The 17,876-nt window shown below is 29.8% G+C and carries 12 protein-coding genes; 3 read left to right on the plus strand and 9 right to left on the minus strand.

What is annotated here, in order from left to right:
* Nucleotides 1-69 precede the first annotated feature (69 nt).
* The 4 genes from ITB9_RS11195 to ITB9_RS11210 are packed head-to-tail and all read right to left on the minus strand — an operon-like array spanning nucleotide 70 to nucleotide 5,488.
* Complete coding sequence (locus ITB9_RS11195; protein ID WP_054852299.1) at nucleotides 70-1,050, minus strand: DUF4837 family protein; 981 nt, start codon at nucleotides 1,048-1,050, stop codon at nucleotides 70-72.
* A gap of 25 nt (nucleotides 1,051-1,075) precedes the next feature.
* Nucleotides 1,076-2,665, minus strand: a complete 1,590-nt coding sequence (locus ITB9_RS11200) for a lytic transglycosylase domain-containing protein (RefSeq protein WP_054852300.1) — start codon at nucleotides 2,663-2,665, stop codon at nucleotides 1,076-1,078.
* A 42-nt stretch (nucleotides 2,666-2,707) separates the two neighbouring features.
* Entirely contained in the window at nucleotides 2,708-3,895 is a 1,188-nt protein-coding gene (gene pgk / locus ITB9_RS11205; RefSeq protein WP_054852301.1) for a phosphoglycerate kinase, read from the minus strand.
* Between the two features lie 18 nt (nucleotides 3,896-3,913).
* The gene (locus ITB9_RS11210) at nucleotides 3,914-5,488 is read right to left on the minus strand and encodes a hypothetical protein (RefSeq protein ID WP_054852302.1); all 1,575 of its coding nucleotides are present in this window, start codon (nucleotides 5,486-5,488) and stop codon (nucleotides 3,914-3,916) included.
* A 124-nt stretch (nucleotides 5,489-5,612) separates the two neighbouring features.
* On the opposite strand from ITB9_RS11210, the gene ITB9_RS11215 reads away from it, so the two are divergent.
* Genes ITB9_RS11215 through ITB9_RS11225 form a run of 3 tightly spaced genes read left to right on the plus strand, consistent with a single transcriptional unit; the run spans nucleotide 5,613 to nucleotide 8,093 of the window.
* Entirely contained in the window at nucleotides 5,613-6,767 is a 1,155-nt protein-coding gene (locus ITB9_RS11215; RefSeq protein ID WP_054852303.1) for a DNA polymerase III subunit delta', read from the plus strand.
* Nucleotides 6,751-7,686, plus strand: a complete 936-nt coding sequence (locus ITB9_RS11220) for a diacylglycerol kinase family protein (protein WP_054852304.1) — start codon at nucleotides 6,751-6,753, stop codon at nucleotides 7,684-7,686. The genes ITB9_RS11215 and ITB9_RS11220 overlap by 17 nt, the downstream gene beginning before the upstream one ends.
* Before the next feature lie 11 nt (nucleotides 7,687-7,697).
* Nucleotides 7,698-8,093, plus strand: coding sequence for a DoxX family membrane protein (locus tag ITB9_RS11225; RefSeq protein ID WP_054852305.1), 396 nt, complete (start codon nucleotides 7,698-7,700; stop codon nucleotides 8,091-8,093).
* Between the two features lie 1,373 nt (nucleotides 8,094-9,466).
* On the opposite strand, the gene ITB9_RS11230 is transcribed toward ITB9_RS11225, so the two are convergent.
* From ITB9_RS11230 to ITB9_RS11250, 5 genes are all read right to left on the minus strand, one after another.
* On the minus strand, nucleotides 9,467-9,979 hold the full coding sequence (locus ITB9_RS11230) for an OmpH family outer membrane protein (RefSeq protein WP_054852306.1): 513 nt from the start codon (nucleotides 9,977-9,979) through the stop codon (nucleotides 9,467-9,469).
* Nucleotides 9,980-10,204: 225 nt separating this feature from the next.
* Entirely contained in the window at nucleotides 10,205-11,068 is an 864-nt protein-coding gene (locus ITB9_RS11235) for a class I SAM-dependent methyltransferase (protein ID WP_054852307.1), read from the minus strand.
* An 800-nt stretch (nucleotides 11,069-11,868) separates the two neighbouring features.
* On the minus strand, nucleotides 11,869-13,740 hold the full coding sequence (mnmG, locus tag ITB9_RS11240) for a tRNA uridine-5-carboxymethylaminomethyl(34) synthesis enzyme MnmG (protein WP_054852308.1): 1,872 nt from the start codon (nucleotides 13,738-13,740) through the stop codon (nucleotides 11,869-11,871).
* 136 nt (nucleotides 13,741-13,876) lie between these two features.
* Entirely contained in the window at nucleotides 13,877-14,293 is a 417-nt protein-coding gene (gene ybeY, locus ITB9_RS11245; protein ID WP_054852309.1) for an rRNA maturation RNase YbeY, read from the minus strand.
* Nucleotides 14,286-17,777 (minus strand): DUF4175 family protein, encoded by a 3,492-nt coding sequence (locus ITB9_RS11250; protein ID WP_054852310.1) that lies wholly within the window; start codon nucleotides 17,775-17,777, stop codon nucleotides 14,286-14,288. Before ITB9_RS11250 ends, ybeY begins: the two co-directional genes overlap by 8 nt.
* Between the last annotated feature and the right edge of the window lie 99 nt (nucleotides 17,778-17,876).

The following is a 17,876-nucleotide window of genomic DNA, read 5'->3' on the forward strand; positions in this document are numbered from 1 at the left end:
AATTAACTATAAACCAATGAATCATTGCATGTGTGTTTTTTTTATATCCTAAATTGAAGTTTTAAGTTGTTACTTATTTATTTTTAGTGATTTAATAATAGACTCTAACTCTAATACGTAATCACGTTTATTAACAGATGGTGCAAAGGTAAAGCCTTCAATAACTATATAACGGTTATTGATTTTGTCTTCTATTAAATAATTTAAAAATGGTCCTGCGTTGTATGTACCTTCAATATCCCAAGTACTTCTTACTTCAAATGCTGGTTTATTATCTATTATTGTTTTAAATAAAAACGGTGTGTAAGCTTCTTCAGTTTTCATGTAAGAACCTTCAATTGGTCCTGGAATGTACTTTTTACCAACGCTGTCTCTAATTTTTATCACCTGTTGTATAATATCACCTTCTTTATTGATAGCCTCTAACGGAATTGGATAAACCATAAAGTTATTGGTACCTGTAGTTAGATTTTTTCTAATCCAGAAAAAAGAACCATCTTCTTTTGCTACTCTATAAGCAGAAGGAAATTTAAGCGTTAATCCTAAGACTTTTTCAATATTATTATTAACGTGTGGTGATTTTAAAGTTAATGTTTGACGCGCCTTTATTTCTTGGTTTTTAAAGGTTTCTAATATCTTTTCTTTATTCGTTTTTAGAACCTTGATAATATCTGCATTGTCTTTACCTTTTACCACTATTAATTTTTGAGGCTTTGCATATGGGTTATTAGCTATTTTAATATCAGACGGTTCTCCTAATTCTACTTTTAAAACAATTCTGTTTTGAGTTGCAAACCCTGTAAATACTTGAGGCGGAATTTGATTAATATCAAACATTGGTTCTTGTTGTGGTAATCCTGGAACTACAGTTGTTAAAATGTCTCTAACCACATCTCCAACTTGTCCTTTCCATAATTGATTATCAATAACAACATTAACATTGTATAAATTCCCTGATGATTTTGGGACTATACGTTGGTTGCTTTTTGATCCTTCATTGCACGATAAAAATGTTACAACTAATACTAATAATACAGCTATTTTTTTCATTTCAATATGTTATTTAAAAAGCGACTTATCCTTTTGAGATAATTAACTTCATTCCTGGTTTTAATCTAGTACCACTAATATCGTTCCAATCTTTAATATTTTGAATAGAAACTCCTGCAAATTTTTGAGAAATACTCCATAAACTGTCTCCTTGTTGGACTGTATAGGTTTTTCCTTTTAGCATTTTTGCCTTTTTATTATTTGAGGCTGTTGCTTTAGATCTACTAACTGGCACTCCGTTTCTTGGATAAATTGTTAAACGTTGACCAATTTTAAGGTTGTTGTTACGTAAGCCATTCCATTGTTTAATTTGACTGACTCTAACTCCAAATTTTCTGGCAATTTTTCCTAAATAATCACCTTGCTTAACTCTGTATCTTGTTTTTGCATCTGCATTTTGAAATTTAGGTAACGGTTTTTCACGCTTATCAAGTTCTGCTTTAGCATGCGCATACAATTGGTCTTCGTTATTAACAAAAGCTCCAATAATATTACGTGGTAATCTTAAGGTGTAATTTTTACCTTTAATAAAAGGAATGATATCTAATTTGTATGCTGGATTTAAAAACTGAAGTGTTTCAATTTTAACACCTGTGTACTCTGATACTTGATCTAAAGTAATCATTTGTTTAACGTGGATAGTATCTGTTTCAATTAAATGAAACTCTGGTTTATGTTGAACAAAACCATGTTCTTTAGCATATTCAAAAATATACATTGTTGCTAAAAAAGCAGGAACATAACCTGCTGTTTCACGTGGAAGATTTGGTCTGATATTCCAGTAATTTTTATATCCACCAGAACGTCTAATGGCTTTACTTACATTACCTGGTCCAGAATTATAAGCTGCTAAAGCCAAGTCCCAATCTCCAAATAATTTATAAAGTTTAGATAAGTATCTTGAAGCTGCTATAGTTGCTTTAATAGGGTCACTACGCTCATCTACATAACTACTTACATCTAGTCCATATTCTTTACCTGTAGCAAACATAAATTGCCATAAACCAGTTGCTCCTACTCTAGATCTAGCACGTGGTTTTAGGGCTGACTCTACAATTGCTAGATATTTCATTTCTAAAGGAATGTCATAATTATCTAACTCGCGTTCAAACATTGGAAAGTAATAGTTACTTAATCCCATTAAACGCTCAAAAGATTGATGACGATTTTTTAAAAATGATTTAATAACATTTTCTAAACCAGGATTATACTCGACATTAAAAGGAGTTCTAGCATTTAAGCGCTGTAACCTTGCTTTTAATGTGTCTGTAGTTAACTCTGGATAATAAACTGCTTTATATTTTAAATTAGAAACGTCTCTGTATATTGTATCAAATAATGTGTTACTATACAGCTCATCCAACCATTCTTTATCAATCTTAGCTGCAAATTCGTGATCTTGTAAACCTTTTGATAAGTCTACTGTTTGAACAGCTTTTATGGCTTTTTTAAAATAAGTTTGACCATCAATAATCGTATCGATTACATAATCCTGACCTTCTTCTAGCTGGTCCTGTTTAAGTCTTGTTTGTTGTTGTATAGTGTCTTGAGAATACCCAATAGTAGCCACTATACAGAGTAAAAAGAAAATTATATATGTTTTTATCTGCTGCATTTATGTCTTGTTTATATAAAAATAACGTGTTAAAGCGGTCTATTATTCTAATATAGCAGCAATACCTGGTAAAGTTTTACCTTCAAGGCTTTCTAACATTGCTCCTCCACCTGTACTTACGTAGCTTACTTTATGCTCAAAACCAAATTGTTTAACAGCTGCAACAGAGTCTCCTCCTCCGACTAATGAAAACGCTCCGTTTTTAGTAGCCTCTGCAATCGAGTTTCCTAACTCAATGGTTCCGTTTGCAAATGTTTCCATTTCAAAAACACCCAAAGGTCCATTCCAAAGAATAGTTTTACACTGCATTACCACATCATGAAACATCGCTTTTGACTTTGGTCCAGCATCTAAACCTTGCCATCCATCTGGTATTTTAGTAACGTCTATAACTTGCGTATCTGCATCATTACTAAATGCATTTGCTGCAAGTACATCTACTGGTAAATGTATTTGAACGTTTTTAGCTTTGGCTTGTTTTAAAATATCTAATGCTAAGTCCATTTTATCGTCTTCACAAATAGAATCTCCAACACTACCACCTTGTGCTTTTATGAAGGTAAAAGTCATACCTCCACCTATGATTAAATGGTCTACTTTATCTAAAATATTTTCGATAATTGTAATTTTTGAAGATACTTTTGCTCCTCCAAGAACAGCTAATACTGGTTTTTCGCCAGTTTTCATTACTTTATCAATACTTTTAATTTCTTGCTCTAAAAGGCTTCCAAAACATTTATTTTCTGGAAAAAACTGAGCGATAATAGTTGTTGATGCATGAGCCCTATGCGCTGTACCAAAAGCATCATTTACGTAAATATCTCCAAGTTTGGCTAATTTTTCCGCGAAAGCGACATCACCTTTTGACTCCTCTTCATGAAAACGTAAGTTTTCTAAAATCAAAATTTTACCTGGTTCTAACTTTGCTGCAGCTGCTTCCGCCTCTTCACCAATACAATTAGATACAAAAGTGGTTTCGACACCAATAACATCTTCTACTTTATCTACAATATGTTGTAATGAAAACTCATCTTGAACACCTTTTGGTCGTCCTAAATGTGACATTAAAATACAGCTTCCTCCATCTTCAAGAATCTTGATTATTGTTGGTTTTGCTGCTTGGATTCTGGTAGCGTCTGTGACATTAAAATTAGCGTCTAATGGTACATTAAAGTCTACACGGATTAATGCTTTTTTATTTTTAAAATTGAAGTCGTTTAGTGTTTTCATTTTTATCTTTTTATGTGTTTAGTCTAGGTTTGCTTTTAACACCCAAGTGTCTCTATATCTGTAATTAATTTTTAAATCTTCTGCATAATTAAAGGCTTCTTCAGCAGAATCACTACGTAATAAATACACGTAATTCCAACTGTTTTTTGGATTTATAAAAGCATTAGCTTTGAAGCCTTTTTTTATTAAATTTGAGGTCCATTTTCCTGCTAAAATTGCTTCAGAAAACACACCTGTTACGACGTAATAACCACCTTCAATACCTGAAATTATAGTAGATTTTTTATTTTTCAAGTATTTAAACGCTTTAGAGCTAAGTCCGCGTTTATTGTATTTATATGGCTTACGTTTCTTTTTGGTATTATAACTTGGATTAGATTCTGGTTGTGATCTGACAATTTCTGGTGATACAGATGCGTTTTTACTAGCATTTGGATTGTTTTCTTGGACAATATCGTCAAAATAGGTTTGTGCAATTTCTGTCTGAAAGGCTGTAAAATAAAGATAAAATCTATCCGATTGCGTTTTTAGTCTCAAGGTTGTTTGACTAGTACTGTTGTTAATTATAGAGTTATTGTAATTAGGAATATCTAAGGTTGCAATATCAAATCCAAGAGTGTTTTCACTATTTGGATATCTATCTCTGTTTTTAATGCTATTATTAGTTATTGAACTATTAAAAAAGTTTTGTTGGTAACGCGCACCATTACTTAAGGATTGAAAACTTCCATCCTGTTGTTTTATAATAGCAAATTGGTCTCCTTCTAAAGCTGCATCACCTTCTAAGGCAGATAAAACGACTTTGGTTTTTACGTCTCCTTTTTCGACAGATTTAAAATTATTAAAATTAATATCTAAAGGTTCTTCTTTATTAATTAAAGCAAAACCATGATAAGTAGAAATATATTTAGGGTTATCTGTTGGTGCCTGATATATAACGTATAACATCCATCCACCAGCACTTCCTCCAGATAAATAACCTTCTGTAGCTTTTATATTGGCTACAATATAATCTCCTGGGACTTGATCGGATTGTTTTAATACATTTGTGACATTGGCATAACACACATAAGGTGAGTTGATAGCATGAGTCTTATTTGAAGCTCCATCATAAATAACTTCTCCTTTAATATCTTGATAAGTTTGATTGGGTAGCTTAAATTTTACTTGGTTGATAATTTCAGATCGCTCACCATTTCCTTTATAAATATAATTTCCTTTTTGCTCTTTACGCGACCCTTTTTCGTAGGCATACGTTGCAGTCCAATATAATCCTGCGTAAGCAATTTTTTTAAAATTATTTGGTAATTTTAATGTGGCTTGACTAGAGTTAAAAGTTTCGGTATTCCTATCTATATCTACATAACGCATTTTAGTGTCATCATTATTGACTAACATATTATTAAATGCATCTTTATCGTCATCACTTAATATATTATTACCAATAACAACAACGTCTCCAAAAATATAAAATTCGTTTTGGGCTTTAAAAGCAACACCGTCAGTAAACAAGCTATCTTTTTGAGTAGTTTGTTGTCCATTAACAGGACTTAAACCTATTACACAAAATAGTAACCCTAAAACCCTTTTCATTTTAAAATTTAAAACCGTTAATATTCTTCAAATATATACAAATAGTGCGATACTATAAATTTGTACCACAAAATCAATCTTAAATAAAAATAGTTTTTAATTATCAAGAAAACTATATTTGCCTATGCTTTTTAGTAATATTTTAGGATTAAATCACATTAAAAAACACTTGACTACAAGTGCAGATCATGGACGCATACCTCATGCTCAACTATTTATTGGTCCTGAAGGTTCTGGTACCTTACCAATGGCTATTGCATATGCGCAATATATATTGTGTAAAAATACATCTGGAGAAAACACCAATGGTAACCAAGCGTGTAATGTAAAGTTTGATAATTTATCTCATCCTGATTTACATTTTGCTTTTCCCGTTACGACTACAGATAAGATTAAAAGACACCCAGTATCCTCTCAGTTTTTGGAAGAATGGAGAAAGTTGTTAAAAGAGCAACCTTATGGTAATTTATTTGATTGGTATCGTTTACTTGGTGTAGACAATAAACAAGGTCAAATTGGTGTGGACGAAGCTTTGGATATTGTTAAAGTCTTAAGTCTAAAATCCTATGAAGGCGGTTATAAAGTCATGCTTATTTGGATGGCTGAAAAAATGAATACCCAAGCTGCAAATAAGCTATTAAAACTAATTGAAGAACCACCAAATAATACTGTTTTTTTACTAATTGCTGAAGATGAAGAGCAAATTATAAATACTATTAGATCCCGTTGTCAAATACTACATTTTCCACCTTTAGCTGAAGATGATATAAAAGCTGGTATTATTAAACAGTTTAATTTAGACGAAACTACAGCAACAAAAATTGCGCACCAAGCCGACGGAAACTATAATAAAGCTTGTGATTTGGTGTATCACGATAGTGAAGACGATCAATTTGAAAAATGGTTTATTTTTTGGATTCGTGCTGCTTTTAAAGCAAAAGGAAACAAAGGAGCTATTCATGATTTGATTGGATGGAGTGAAGATATTGCTAAAACAGGAAGAGAAACTCAAAAACAATTTTTAAACTTTTGTTTAGACTTTTTTAGACAAGCTATGTTACTAAATTATGGAGCTTCAGAATTAGTCTATTTTGAAACTAAAACTGAAAATTTTGATCTTTCAAAGTTTGCTCCTTTTGTACATAATAACAATATTTTAGATATTTCTAACGAATTAAATGATGCCATTTACCACATTGAACGTAATGGAAATTCTAAAATTATACTTACGGATCTTAGTATAAAATTGACACGATTACTTCATGCAAAAAAGGAGTAACAACACCTCAAAACCGCATTTTTTTGTCATAATAAACCCTGTTTCTGGAAATAGACAAGGTGTAAAAGTATGGCAAAACATCAAGCTAAAATTAGAAGATAACTTTACTATTAATTATCAGTTTACAGACTATCCTAAACATGAAACACAAATTGCTAAACAAGCTGTAAGCAAAGGGTTTAGACAATTTATTATTATTGGAGGAGATGGTACTTTAAGTAATTTTATTGATGGTGTGTTTAACCAAAAAACAGTTGATACAAAAGAGATTACTTTTGGTATAATACCAATTGGTACTGGTAATGATTGGATTAAAACATATTCAATTTCAAAAAACACTAATAAAGCTTTACAAACCATTATAGATGGTAGTACAACAACTCAAGATATTGGTTGTATTAGCTATCATAATAACAATTTACCCAACAACTATTTTATAAATGTTGCTGGTATTGGCTATGATGGATTGGTTGTAGATATTGTAAAATCAAAACGTACTTTAGGTATGCTTACCTATGCTATTGGAGCATTAAAAGCATTATTCAGATTTAAACTTTTTGAGACCACAATTACCACAAAATCAACCTCTACAACATATAACGATTGCTTTATTATACAATTAGGTATTTGTAAGTACACAGGATCTGGTATGCAATTAACCAAAGAGGCCAAACCACAAGATGGACTTTTGGATATTTCGATTGGAGTTAATTTTTCAAAAAGAACAATACTCTTTAATGCACTAAAATTATATAACGGAAAAATACTAGATTTGGATAAAGTAACGACTTATAAAACCGATAAATTAAGTATAGACTTTAACAATATAACACCTCATTTTCAAGCAGATGGAGAACAACTACAACCTGGAGCAATCCATGTAAATGTAGTACCAAACGCTATAAATTTTTATAAATAAAACTTCAAAACGTGGCTAATTTATTAAACAATATTACTGAAATCATTTTACTATTATTTTTAGCAATTACATTTTTACAATCAGGAGTAGACAAAGTTTTAGACTGGAAAGGAAACGTAAGTTGGTTAAAAGAACATTTTTCTGAAACTTTTATGGCCAACATGGTTCCTTTTAACTTATCAATCATATTAATAATTGAAACTATTGCAGGCATTTTAGCACTTTTAGGTATAGCAACCATACTTATTGATGGTAATACAGTTTATGGCTTTTATTCGGCTATTTTAAGCGCTATAACCTTGTTATTATTATTATTTGGCCAACGTGTTGCTAAAGACTATGATGGAGCACGTACAATTGTGATCTATTTTATACCAACTATTATGACTTTATACCTTTTAAAGTAATTTTAACAAGGTTTCATATTTACTTTAAAAACCTGTTTTTTTAAAAATGATCTTTTGTCATTAAGGTTTTGTTTTGCGTGTAAGCATCATAAAATTATTGGAGAGAAACACATAAATATAACACAGTTCTTTTGATTTATCAAATATAATTATTTGATTTTCAATTACTTGATTGCTAATTTCAAAAATTATATAATTACTATTCCCAACTAAAATATTAATATTTTATATAGATTTTTAGCTGTTTTAGTTCTTGAATTCAGATCAATAATTTACTGATTTTTTAATATTTTTTTTCACATATTAAAATACAAAAACGACAATATTTTTAGGTGGCTTTTTTTAAAATTTCATCAAAAAATAATTCACTTATTTCAGTACGAAAAGCAATAAAAACTATCCTTATTGTTACCTAAATTAAATTTTTCTGTTTCGTTAATTATAAATGCGTCTATATTTTTGAGAAATTAGAGGGAGTAATATCAAAACCTAAAGTATAATCACTAACAGAAAAACGCAGGTGATTATCTAATTTAGAAGAGGTCAATCAGCTAGAAAAAAGTTGTTTTCAGATCATATTTTTGAGCTAAATTTCCAAAATTTTTCAAGTTTAGCATTAGAAATTTATATTCATTACCTTCTAAAATCGAGTCCCTTCCAAAACAATTATGAAAATAGATGTACTTAGTTTTTAATGGTTTAGACATTTTATAATTATCAAAACTTAATACTTCAACCCACTTCTAAAACGATATATCCAACCAGTAAGATTACCACCTTAAAACAAAAGCCTGTAAACCATTAAGATTGGCTAGAGTTAAATTACAATTAATATTTGAAGCATTATTTAATATTGTAATAACAATCATAAACAGTATTTTAAGCAAAAACATAATCTTTGCTCTATCTAGCAAGAGTTTTTCGTTTATATTTTAATATTTATCATCAAGAAGCTTAAGTTTAACATTATAAATTGTAGATCTGTTACGTTGTCTTTCGTCTTGGGTTTAATATTATGCGTTCTCCTCTCTCCTATTTCTCTTTATATAACTATCAGTAATAGACCAAAATAATACTGTATTTACTATTCTAGTGTTATTATTTGTTGATTTTAATCAAGCTAAATTTAATAAAAACGTTGAAATATCATCAGCTATATCAGAATAAACTATGTCAATATCAACGCTCGTTAATAAATTGTCATTGTATGACATCATAACATTTTTACTTAATACATTGTTACCAATTACCTCAGTATAACCGTAGATATAAAATTTATTAAACAATATAAATGTTGTTTCTTAAACTAAAAGGACTGATAAAAAAAAGGCGACTAACTTATGTTAATCGCCTTTTTTAATAGGATAAAAATCTTATTTTTTATACTCAGTATCTAAACCTTCAATAATAGTTTTTGATAAATCAAATTCTTCTTTACCAAATAATACAGATGGTCCAGCTTCACTTGTACCTAAAATGTAATCGTAACCATTAGTTTTACCATAATTGCTTACATATTTTTTCACTTTACTAATTAATGAATCCATGTCTTTTTGAAATGGTTCAGAAATTTGTTGTTGCTCATACTGAAGTTGTTGTTGTAATAATTGTTGCTTTTGACCTAACTCATCATATTTAGCTTGTGCTTTTTTAGCAGACATACTTTGAGCTTCTATTTGAAACTTTTGAGCTTCCATTTGAAATGCTTTTCCTAAGCTATCTCTTTTGGTATTAAATTTATCAAGAGTAGATTTATAACTTGCTTCTAAATCTACTTTTTCTTGAATCTTATTAATTACTTCTCCATTATCAATAAAAGCTATTTTTTGTTTTTGACACGATGTAAAAACTAAAGACACAATTACTAATCCAATTATTTTTTTCATTTTGATTATTTTTTAATTCGAGCAAATGTAAATAATAAAACAAATCAATTTTAAATAATTGGTAGATTTTAGCTCAAATAAGAAAATCTTATAGCCAAATATTGAGATTATAAAAAAATCTTATCAAAATTGACCTCAAATAAAGCTTTTTAAGCGACTTTTAAAAAAAGCTAATGTGATTATGCGTTTACACACAAAATCCATTAACAACAATTCTTATTTTAATTATTTGTTGTTTTTTAGCACATAAATGAGTGAAGAATACTCTCCAGAACGCTTTGCTTTAGCATTTGACCTAAAACCAGTCCAAAATGCGCTAAACAAATTCATACTTCCTTTTTTATATTTTTCAGATAAAAGGCTAACATAATACGAATCAAAAACCATTGGTTTTATATTTTGTACAGTCATATTTATAGATGAAAACAGTTTAGAAATAGATTTTTTATCGAAATGCCACAAATGTCTTGGTACATCATAAGCTGCCCAAAACTGTTTATAATGGTTTGCATCGTAACTTTTATAGTTAGGAACTGCAATTATTAATACACCATTTGGCTTAAGTAAGTCTTTTAAAATACTAATTTGAGACTCTAAATTAGGTATGTGTTCTAAAACATGCCATAAAGTAATAACATCAAAACTATGTTTTTTATACGTTTTAATGCCTTCAGAATCCAAAACAGACTGTTTAGTTTTACTATTTGCTATACTCCTAGCCTCTGAGTTTGGTTCTATTCCTGACACATTCCATCCGTTATTTAACGCAGATTTTAAAAAATCTCCTGTACCACAACCAAAATCTAAAAGGTTTTTTTGATCAGTTTTAAACGAATTTATTAGCTTTAATTTACGTTTTAAAGACACTTCTCTGATACTATGATATACTTTTTCAAACAAATTTCGTTTAGAATCCGTATGAGAAATATAGTCTTCTGTTTGATAATATTCAGGTAATTTAGCAATAGATGGCTTAGGAATTGTCTCTAAAAACCCATAAGATTCATTCTGTATTAACTGAAAAACTTCCCCAGAAACAGAATAATCTTTAACTTCAATGAACATATTTTGATTGATTGTATTACTCATTTTTAATATTTTCTATTAGAATACCTCTTTAAAAAGCATCTATTTAATTCTGTTTAAATTAATATTTATTGAACTATTTGTACTTAATTTGAGTTTAGTCTATTAAAAAACAGCTCTGTTTTTTTAATTAATATTCTAAAATCAATACTCTTAATCTTAATTTAAAAACCAAAATTAGTATCTATTTTGTAATAATCAAGTTTAAAATACTAGTTTTTATGTAACATATATCATATAAAAACAGAATTATAAATAAGATAAAAAGACTTCTTTTTACATATTTTTGTAATGAAAAAACGTCATAAAATCGTTTTAGTTTTCCATTAAAATTATATAAAAACAACCTCTATCCCACTCTTTTTTTACTTATTTTAATAATAACAAATAGAATAAACAATCTATTTTTTAAAGCAAAACATTAAATATATAATAAAAAAAAGAATAGCAAAACCACTTTTAAAAATCTTTTTAATTCTAAAAATAATATTATTTCAACCTGTATTTATGCTCATAAATTAATTATAAACAACTTCAAGAGACTAGATTTTTATCAATATAAAGTCTACTTTCCGTTTAAAAAAAACATATAAATTAGAGTTAAAAAGCTTAAAATACTTATCACTTTTACACTCCATTTAAACATAAAAATCTTTATAATTAATATATATTTTAAACTTATTTCAATAAAACAAAACAGTAAAATCAGATACAAATAGAAGGCGTTTTATAGTTAAATTTAACTATAAAACAAAAAAAAGGGCTAACGTTCCACGTGGAACGTTAGCCCTTTTTTAATAAAATTATCGTCCCATATAGACAAGCAAAACAGAAATATCTGATGGAGAAACTCCACTAATTCTTGATGCTTGAGATATGGTAACAGGTTGTATTTTGTTTAATTTTTCTCTTGCTTCAAGACTCATAGATTGCAGTTTTGAGTAGTCAAAATTAGCTGGAATTTTTATATTTTCTAACCTAGATAACTTGTCAGCATTACTTTTTTCTTTAGCAATATAGCCTGAATATTTAACCTGAATTTCGGTCTGTTCAATAACCTCACGATCCAAATTATTACCATTTATATACTCAGAAACCGATGCTATTTTCTTCATATCTTCGATACCAATATTAGGTCTAGCAAACATTTTAAACATCTTATCCTGCTGTCTAATAGCAGCTGAATTCTTAGCTTCTAAGACTGGATTTATCTCTTTTGGAGTAACACTAGTATCTCTAAAAAACTGCACAAACTGCTCAGCAGACTGATGCTTCTGCTCCATTCTTTTAAGACGTTTTTCAGAAGCTAAGCCTAAATCATAACCTTTTGGAGTTAATCGAATATCTGCATTATCTTGACGTAACAGAGTCCTATACTCTGCTCTAGACGTAAACATACGATAAGGCTCTTCTGTACCTTTAGTAATTAAATCATCCACTAAAACACCTATATAAGCTTCGTCTCTTTTTAATATAAATGGATCACGCTCTTGCACTTTTAAAGCTGCATTTATACCAGCCATCAAACCTTGAGAGGCAGCTTCTTCATATCCTGTTGTTCCATTTATTTGACCAGCAAAATACAACCCATCAACTAATTTAGTTTCTAGTGTATGCTTTAATTGTGTAGGTGGAAAATAATCATATTCTATTGCATAACCAGGTCTAAAAAATTTCACGTTTTCAAAACCAGCCACAGAACTTAAAGCTTTAAATTGGACATCTTCAGGTAGGGAAGTTGAGAAACCATTTATGTAATATTCAACAGTATCCCAACCTTCAGGTTCAACAAATAATTGATGCCTGTCTTTATCTGCAAAACGATTTATTTTATCTTCAATAGAAGGACAATATCTTGGACCCAAACTTTTAATTCGACCATTAAACATTGGGGAACGATCAAAACCTTCTCTCAACAAATCATGCACTTTATTACTCGTGTAAGACATATGACAAGACCGTTGTTGTGTTAACGGTTTTGTAGTATCTAAATAAGAAAACTTTTCAGGATTAACATCACCTGGTTGTTCTACCATTTTTGAAAAATCTAAAGATCGTCCATCAACTCTTGGAGGTGTTCCAGTTTTCATTCTACCAGATTCAAAACCTAAATTCACAAGCTGTTCTGTAATTCCAGTTGCAGCTCTTTCTCCTGCTCTACCTCCTCCAAAATTTTTATCTCCAATATGAATTAATCCATTTAAAAAAGTTCCGTTAGTTAAAACAACAGTTTTAGATTTTATCTTCACACCAAGTGATGTTGTAACACCACAAACTTTTCCGTTTTCAACAATTAAACCAGAAACCATTTCTTGATAGAAATCTAAATTTTTAGTTTGCTCTAATAGCAATCTCCAATCTTCAGCAAAACGCATTCTGTCACTTTGAACTCTTGGACTCCACATTGCAGGTCCTTTAGATTTATTCAGCATTTTAAATTGAATAGCAGACGTGTCACTCACAATTCCTGAGTAACCTCCAAGCGCATCAATCTCTCTTACAATTTGTCCTTTTGCAATTCCGCCCATTGCAGGGTTACAAGACATCTGTGCAATGTTTTGCAAATTCATGGTAATAAGCAAAGTCTTGCTTCCCATATTAGCTGCAGATGCTGCTGCTTCACTTCCTGCATGTCCAGCTCCAACAACTATTACATCGTAAACTTCGTTAAACATAATTTTAATTTATTTAAATAATGGATAGATTAATTTTTTAAAAACTAGACACTATTTAATTTTTATTTATTTAATTGTTCCACGTGGAACGTTTTGTGACTTAAAAAATTTAAGCGTGCAAATATACAACAAACAATTACATTGCTTTAAGTATTGCTAAAGCTTCATTTTCTTTAAGTCTCATTTCAGAAGCATCAGCTTCGGTTTTATCTTTGTAGCCACAGTAGTGTAAAATTCCATGAATAATAACACGATGTAATTCTGATTCAAATTCAACATTAAAATCTTTAGCATTATCCTTAACTCTTTCAATAGAAATAAAAATATCACCTTGTAGCTTTTTACCTACACTGTAATCAAAACTTATAACATCTGTTAAAGTATCGTGATCCAAGAACTGTACATTTAATTTATGCAAATAATCGTCGTCACAAAACACATAGTTTATCTCGTCTTCTTTACATTTTTCTTTAATTATGATACTTGATATCCAATTAGAAATTTTAGCGTCATCAAGAAGCTTAAAATCGGTTTCGTAGTTAAAATTAATCATTTTGTTGTTTAAAGTACTCTTGTGCTTTCTGTTTATAAATTTGTTGCAAAGGTAAGGTTTGCTTATTCAATATTTCTGTGGTGTTAAAATATTGTTTAGCTCTGTCCTCTGGATTTGTGGTTGTATTTTTAAATTGCTTAGTATTTGTTTTAGATTGACGCTTTTGTTCTTCACCCTGTTGCAAGACTGCATTTTCTACTTTTAAAAGTTGGTGCTGAATATTCATCATTTTAGAAAGCGTTTGGTTAGTGAAGCCTTTATTAATTAAATCCATTTCAATTTGCTCCATATCTTTTAATAATTGTCTAGCGTCACTATTTTGACCTAAACCTTCTTTATCTAAACGTTGCTCTAAGGCTTGACGTAACATTTGTTGTTCTTGATAGATTTTAAATAATTGACCATTTACATCTTCACTAAATCCGTCTTGCCCATTTTGAGAACCTCCTTGACCTTCTCCTTTATTTTGACCTTGACCATTTTTACCTTGGCCATTTTTACCTTGGCTACCTTCTTGACCTTGCTTCCCTCCTTCTCCATTTTCACCTTGCTCACCATTTTGTCCTTTATCGCCTTGTTTACCTTTAACACCAGCTTCACCTTTCTCACCAGATTCACCCTTCTCACCATCTTCGCCTTTTTTTCCCTCTTTACCTTTTTTCATAGCTTGTTCCATTTGTTTAGCTAGAGCTTCTTGGCTAATAATAATATCAGGCATTGGCATACCACCTTCTCCTTGACCAGGCATTGGCATACCCAATTGATTTTGCATATTATCTAGAGCACCACTTAAAAAATCGGCTAAATTATTAGCAGAGGTTAATGCGTATTGCTGTGAGGATACACCTTGATAAATTCTGTTTTCAGAAAATTCAGCCAAGGCTTTATCTACATTAAAATATACTTCATTAATCTCGCGATTAATATCTTCTGAAAATTTAGGCTGACGTAATGATATTGCAAATAAACTATCATCTACATGTTCAAAATGTGTACGTAATTCTTTTTGTTTTTTTAAATAAGTTGCGTACTCACTATGATTAATTTCAATACCCTTAAAACGATTCATTAACGCTTCTTCATCCATTGAAAATATAACTAAGTTATCTAATATTTGACGCAACATCACGATATCTTCTTCTAACTGGTCTTGAGCTGCTCCAGACATTTGCGTTTGCATACTCATACTCATTTGCTTCATTTTTTGAGCAGCACTTTTTTGTTTTTGTTTAGCGGATTGTTGTTTTGACTTTTGTTGTTCTGAGTCTTGAGACTCTTGCTTATCTTGAAGATCTTTGGATGCATCTTGTTGGTCTTGTTTTATATTATCTTCAGTATTTTTATTTCTAGGAAAATCCATTGGATTTTTTAAATCCTGATTATCTTTTTCTAAGTCATTCATTTGCTTTTGCAAATCTTCAAACTTTTTATTTAACTCATCTTGCTTCTCTTTAGAGTTCTCTTTGGGATCAGAATTAGCTAGTTTATCTTGTTCTTTAGCAAGTGTATCAAGATCTTTACTAATTTTTTCCATTTTTTTAGTGACGTAATAACGTTTAGTAAGTTCTACTAATTGCTGTAGACTTCGTTTTTGGCTTTTTGCTTTTTTAGCTAAATTGTCTAATTTTTCAGAAAATTCTTCTTTACTAAGTTTCTCTCTAAGTTTTTGTAATTCTTCAAGTAATTTTTCGTCTTGTTTAAGTTGCTCTTCATTATCTTTAAGACGTTCTTTTAAATCTTCTTTAAATTGATCTTTTTCTTTATTTTCATTTTGAAACTGCTCTAAATTGTCTTTCAACTTTTTATTAAACTGTTTCATCATTTGTTCTTGCTCTTTCTGTCTTTTTAGGAAGTTTTCAAATTTCTTTTTATCATTAAAATTTAATTCTGATTTTTCTTTTTGAGTTTTAGACAATTCCTGAAGCTCTTGTTGTTGCTTATCAAATTTTTCTAAAGATTTATTTAAATCTTGAATTGTTTTATTTTGTTCTTGAAGTTGTTTTTTTTCTTCTTCATCTTTGGTGCGCTTTCGGTAAGTAAATACATTACTTTTTGTACTTTTATTTTTATTTACAGCATCATTATCAAAGACTTCAAAGTACAAATCGTAGGCAACACCATCTTCAACTGAAAGTATGTTTGGAAAGCTGCTTAAAAACTGATCAAAATTAGATTTAGAAACAGGAATATTAACTGTATTCTTTTCCGTTGCATTACCACTAGGATAATACACTAATTGTAATTTATTTAGACCATAATCATCACTCACTTGTCCTTTAAAATAAAGGGTTTGCAGATCCAAACTATCCGTTTTAGATTCGATTGTAAGCTCTGGATATTGATCTTTAATAACCTGAATACTATACGCTAAGTTCTCGTAATTTTTAAGGTTATTATTACTAGTACTTATGTTATAATCAAAACTGTTATACAATTGTTTAGAAGCTTCAAAAATACCAGATTTTTCGCTTTTAAAAGCTATAGTATCACGTCCAATTAAAGCTACTTCTGTTGTTGCTTTAGTATTAAGCTGCCATGTTATTTTAGTCCCTTGTGGTACCATTGCATTACCTATACCTTTTACGGTTTGATTACGTTTATTAGTATAATTTGGATAGTCCAAAACCATATTAAAACCTAATAATGTTGGCACTTGCAAAACTTTTAAAGTGTAAGGTTTAGAAGTGATACCATTGGCTGTTAAATTAAAGGTGATATCTTCTTTAGGCTGTTCAAAAACATATTCAAAAGTACCAGCTTGGTGTTGCTGTAAATAGTACGTTTGCTTGTTATAAGTAATTTGTGCGTCTTGAGGTAAAACTTGACCTTCAGTAGTAGCAATTAACCTAAATGTTTGGTTTTGGTTAGTCTGTAGGTTTTCGTTTAAAACAAAAAACTGAAAAGGTGCAGGAGGCTCATAAGCTGTTTGATAATTAACCACACGATTGTAACTATCACTAAACCAATTAAACTTTCCAGATACTACAAAAATAAACACTATTAAAAGTGGTAAAGCTGCATATTTTAGATACTTGACATTCTGTTTAAAATTAACCGCTAATTTAAACGGAATAGGATTAAGTTCTTCCGCCTTTTGATCAATACTAGCAAGTAGTAACTCTGAGGCATTACTATCTTCCTTTAATTGTAACACATTAAGTAATTTATCATTTACCTCAGTAAAATGATTACCAATAATTACAGAAGCTTTCTTATAGTCAATACCCTTTTTAAGTTTAAATAACTTAGCTAATGGTAAAGCTATAAATTTTACAAAAAGAGCTAACTCTACAATAATAAATAGCCAAAACAAAATGGTTCTAGCAGTGCTATTTAGCCACAAAAAGTGTTCTATTAATAGGGTGAAAATAAAATAAAGCAATCCAATACTAAAAAAAAGAATGGCACCTTTTATTAACTCATTAGTGTAATATTTTCTAATAAATTGCTCTAATTTATGCTGTATGTTATTAAAATTATTCAAGTAAAACGCTATTTAACAGACTAAAATACAGTTTTATTTTTACACTTAAATATATTGCGTTATAAGTTAATGTTAAAGGATATCGCTTTCACGGAAAAA

The sequence above is a fragment of the Olleya sp. ITB9 genome (genome assembly GCF_001315805.1).
Classification (GTDB): Bacteria; Bacteroidota; Bacteroidia; order Flavobacteriales; family Flavobacteriaceae; genus Olleya; species Olleya sediminilitoris.

Excerpts from the sequence above, each read along its gene's own strand:
- ITB9_RS11195 (WP_054852299.1), bottom strand. The coding sequence starts at position 1,050 with ATGAAAAAAATAGCTGTATTATTAGTATTAGTTGTAACATTTTTATCG.
- ITB9_RS11200 (WP_054852300.1), bottom strand. The coding sequence starts at position 2,665 with ATGCAGCAGATAAAAACATATATAATTTTCTTTTTACTCTGTATAGTG.
- pgk (WP_054852301.1), bottom strand. The coding sequence starts at position 3,895 with ATGAAAACACTAAACGACTTCAATTTTAAAAATAAAAAAGCATTAATC.
- ITB9_RS11210 (WP_054852302.1), bottom strand. The coding sequence starts at position 5,488 with ATGAAAAGGGTTTTAGGGTTACTATTTTGTGTAATAGGTTTAAGTCCT.
- ITB9_RS11215 (WP_054852303.1), top strand. The coding sequence starts at position 5,613 with ATGCTTTTTAGTAATATTTTAGGATTAAATCACATTAAAAAACACTTG.
- ITB9_RS11220 (WP_054852304.1), top strand. The coding sequence starts at position 6,751 with ATGCAAAAAAGGAGTAACAACACCTCAAAACCGCATTTTTTTGTCATA.
- ITB9_RS11230 (WP_054852306.1), bottom strand. The coding sequence starts at position 9,979 with ATGAAAAAAATAATTGGATTAGTAATTGTGTCTTTAGTTTTTACATCG.
- ITB9_RS11235 (WP_054852307.1), bottom strand. The coding sequence starts at position 11,068 with ATGAGTAATACAATCAATCAAAATATGTTCATTGAAGTTAAAGATTAT.
- mnmG (WP_054852308.1), bottom strand. The coding sequence starts at position 13,740 with ATGTTTAACGAAGTTTACGATGTAATAGTTGTTGGAGCTGGACATGCA.
- ybeY (WP_054852309.1), bottom strand. The coding sequence starts at position 14,293 with ATGATTAATTTTAACTACGAAACCGATTTTAAGCTTCTTGATGACGCT.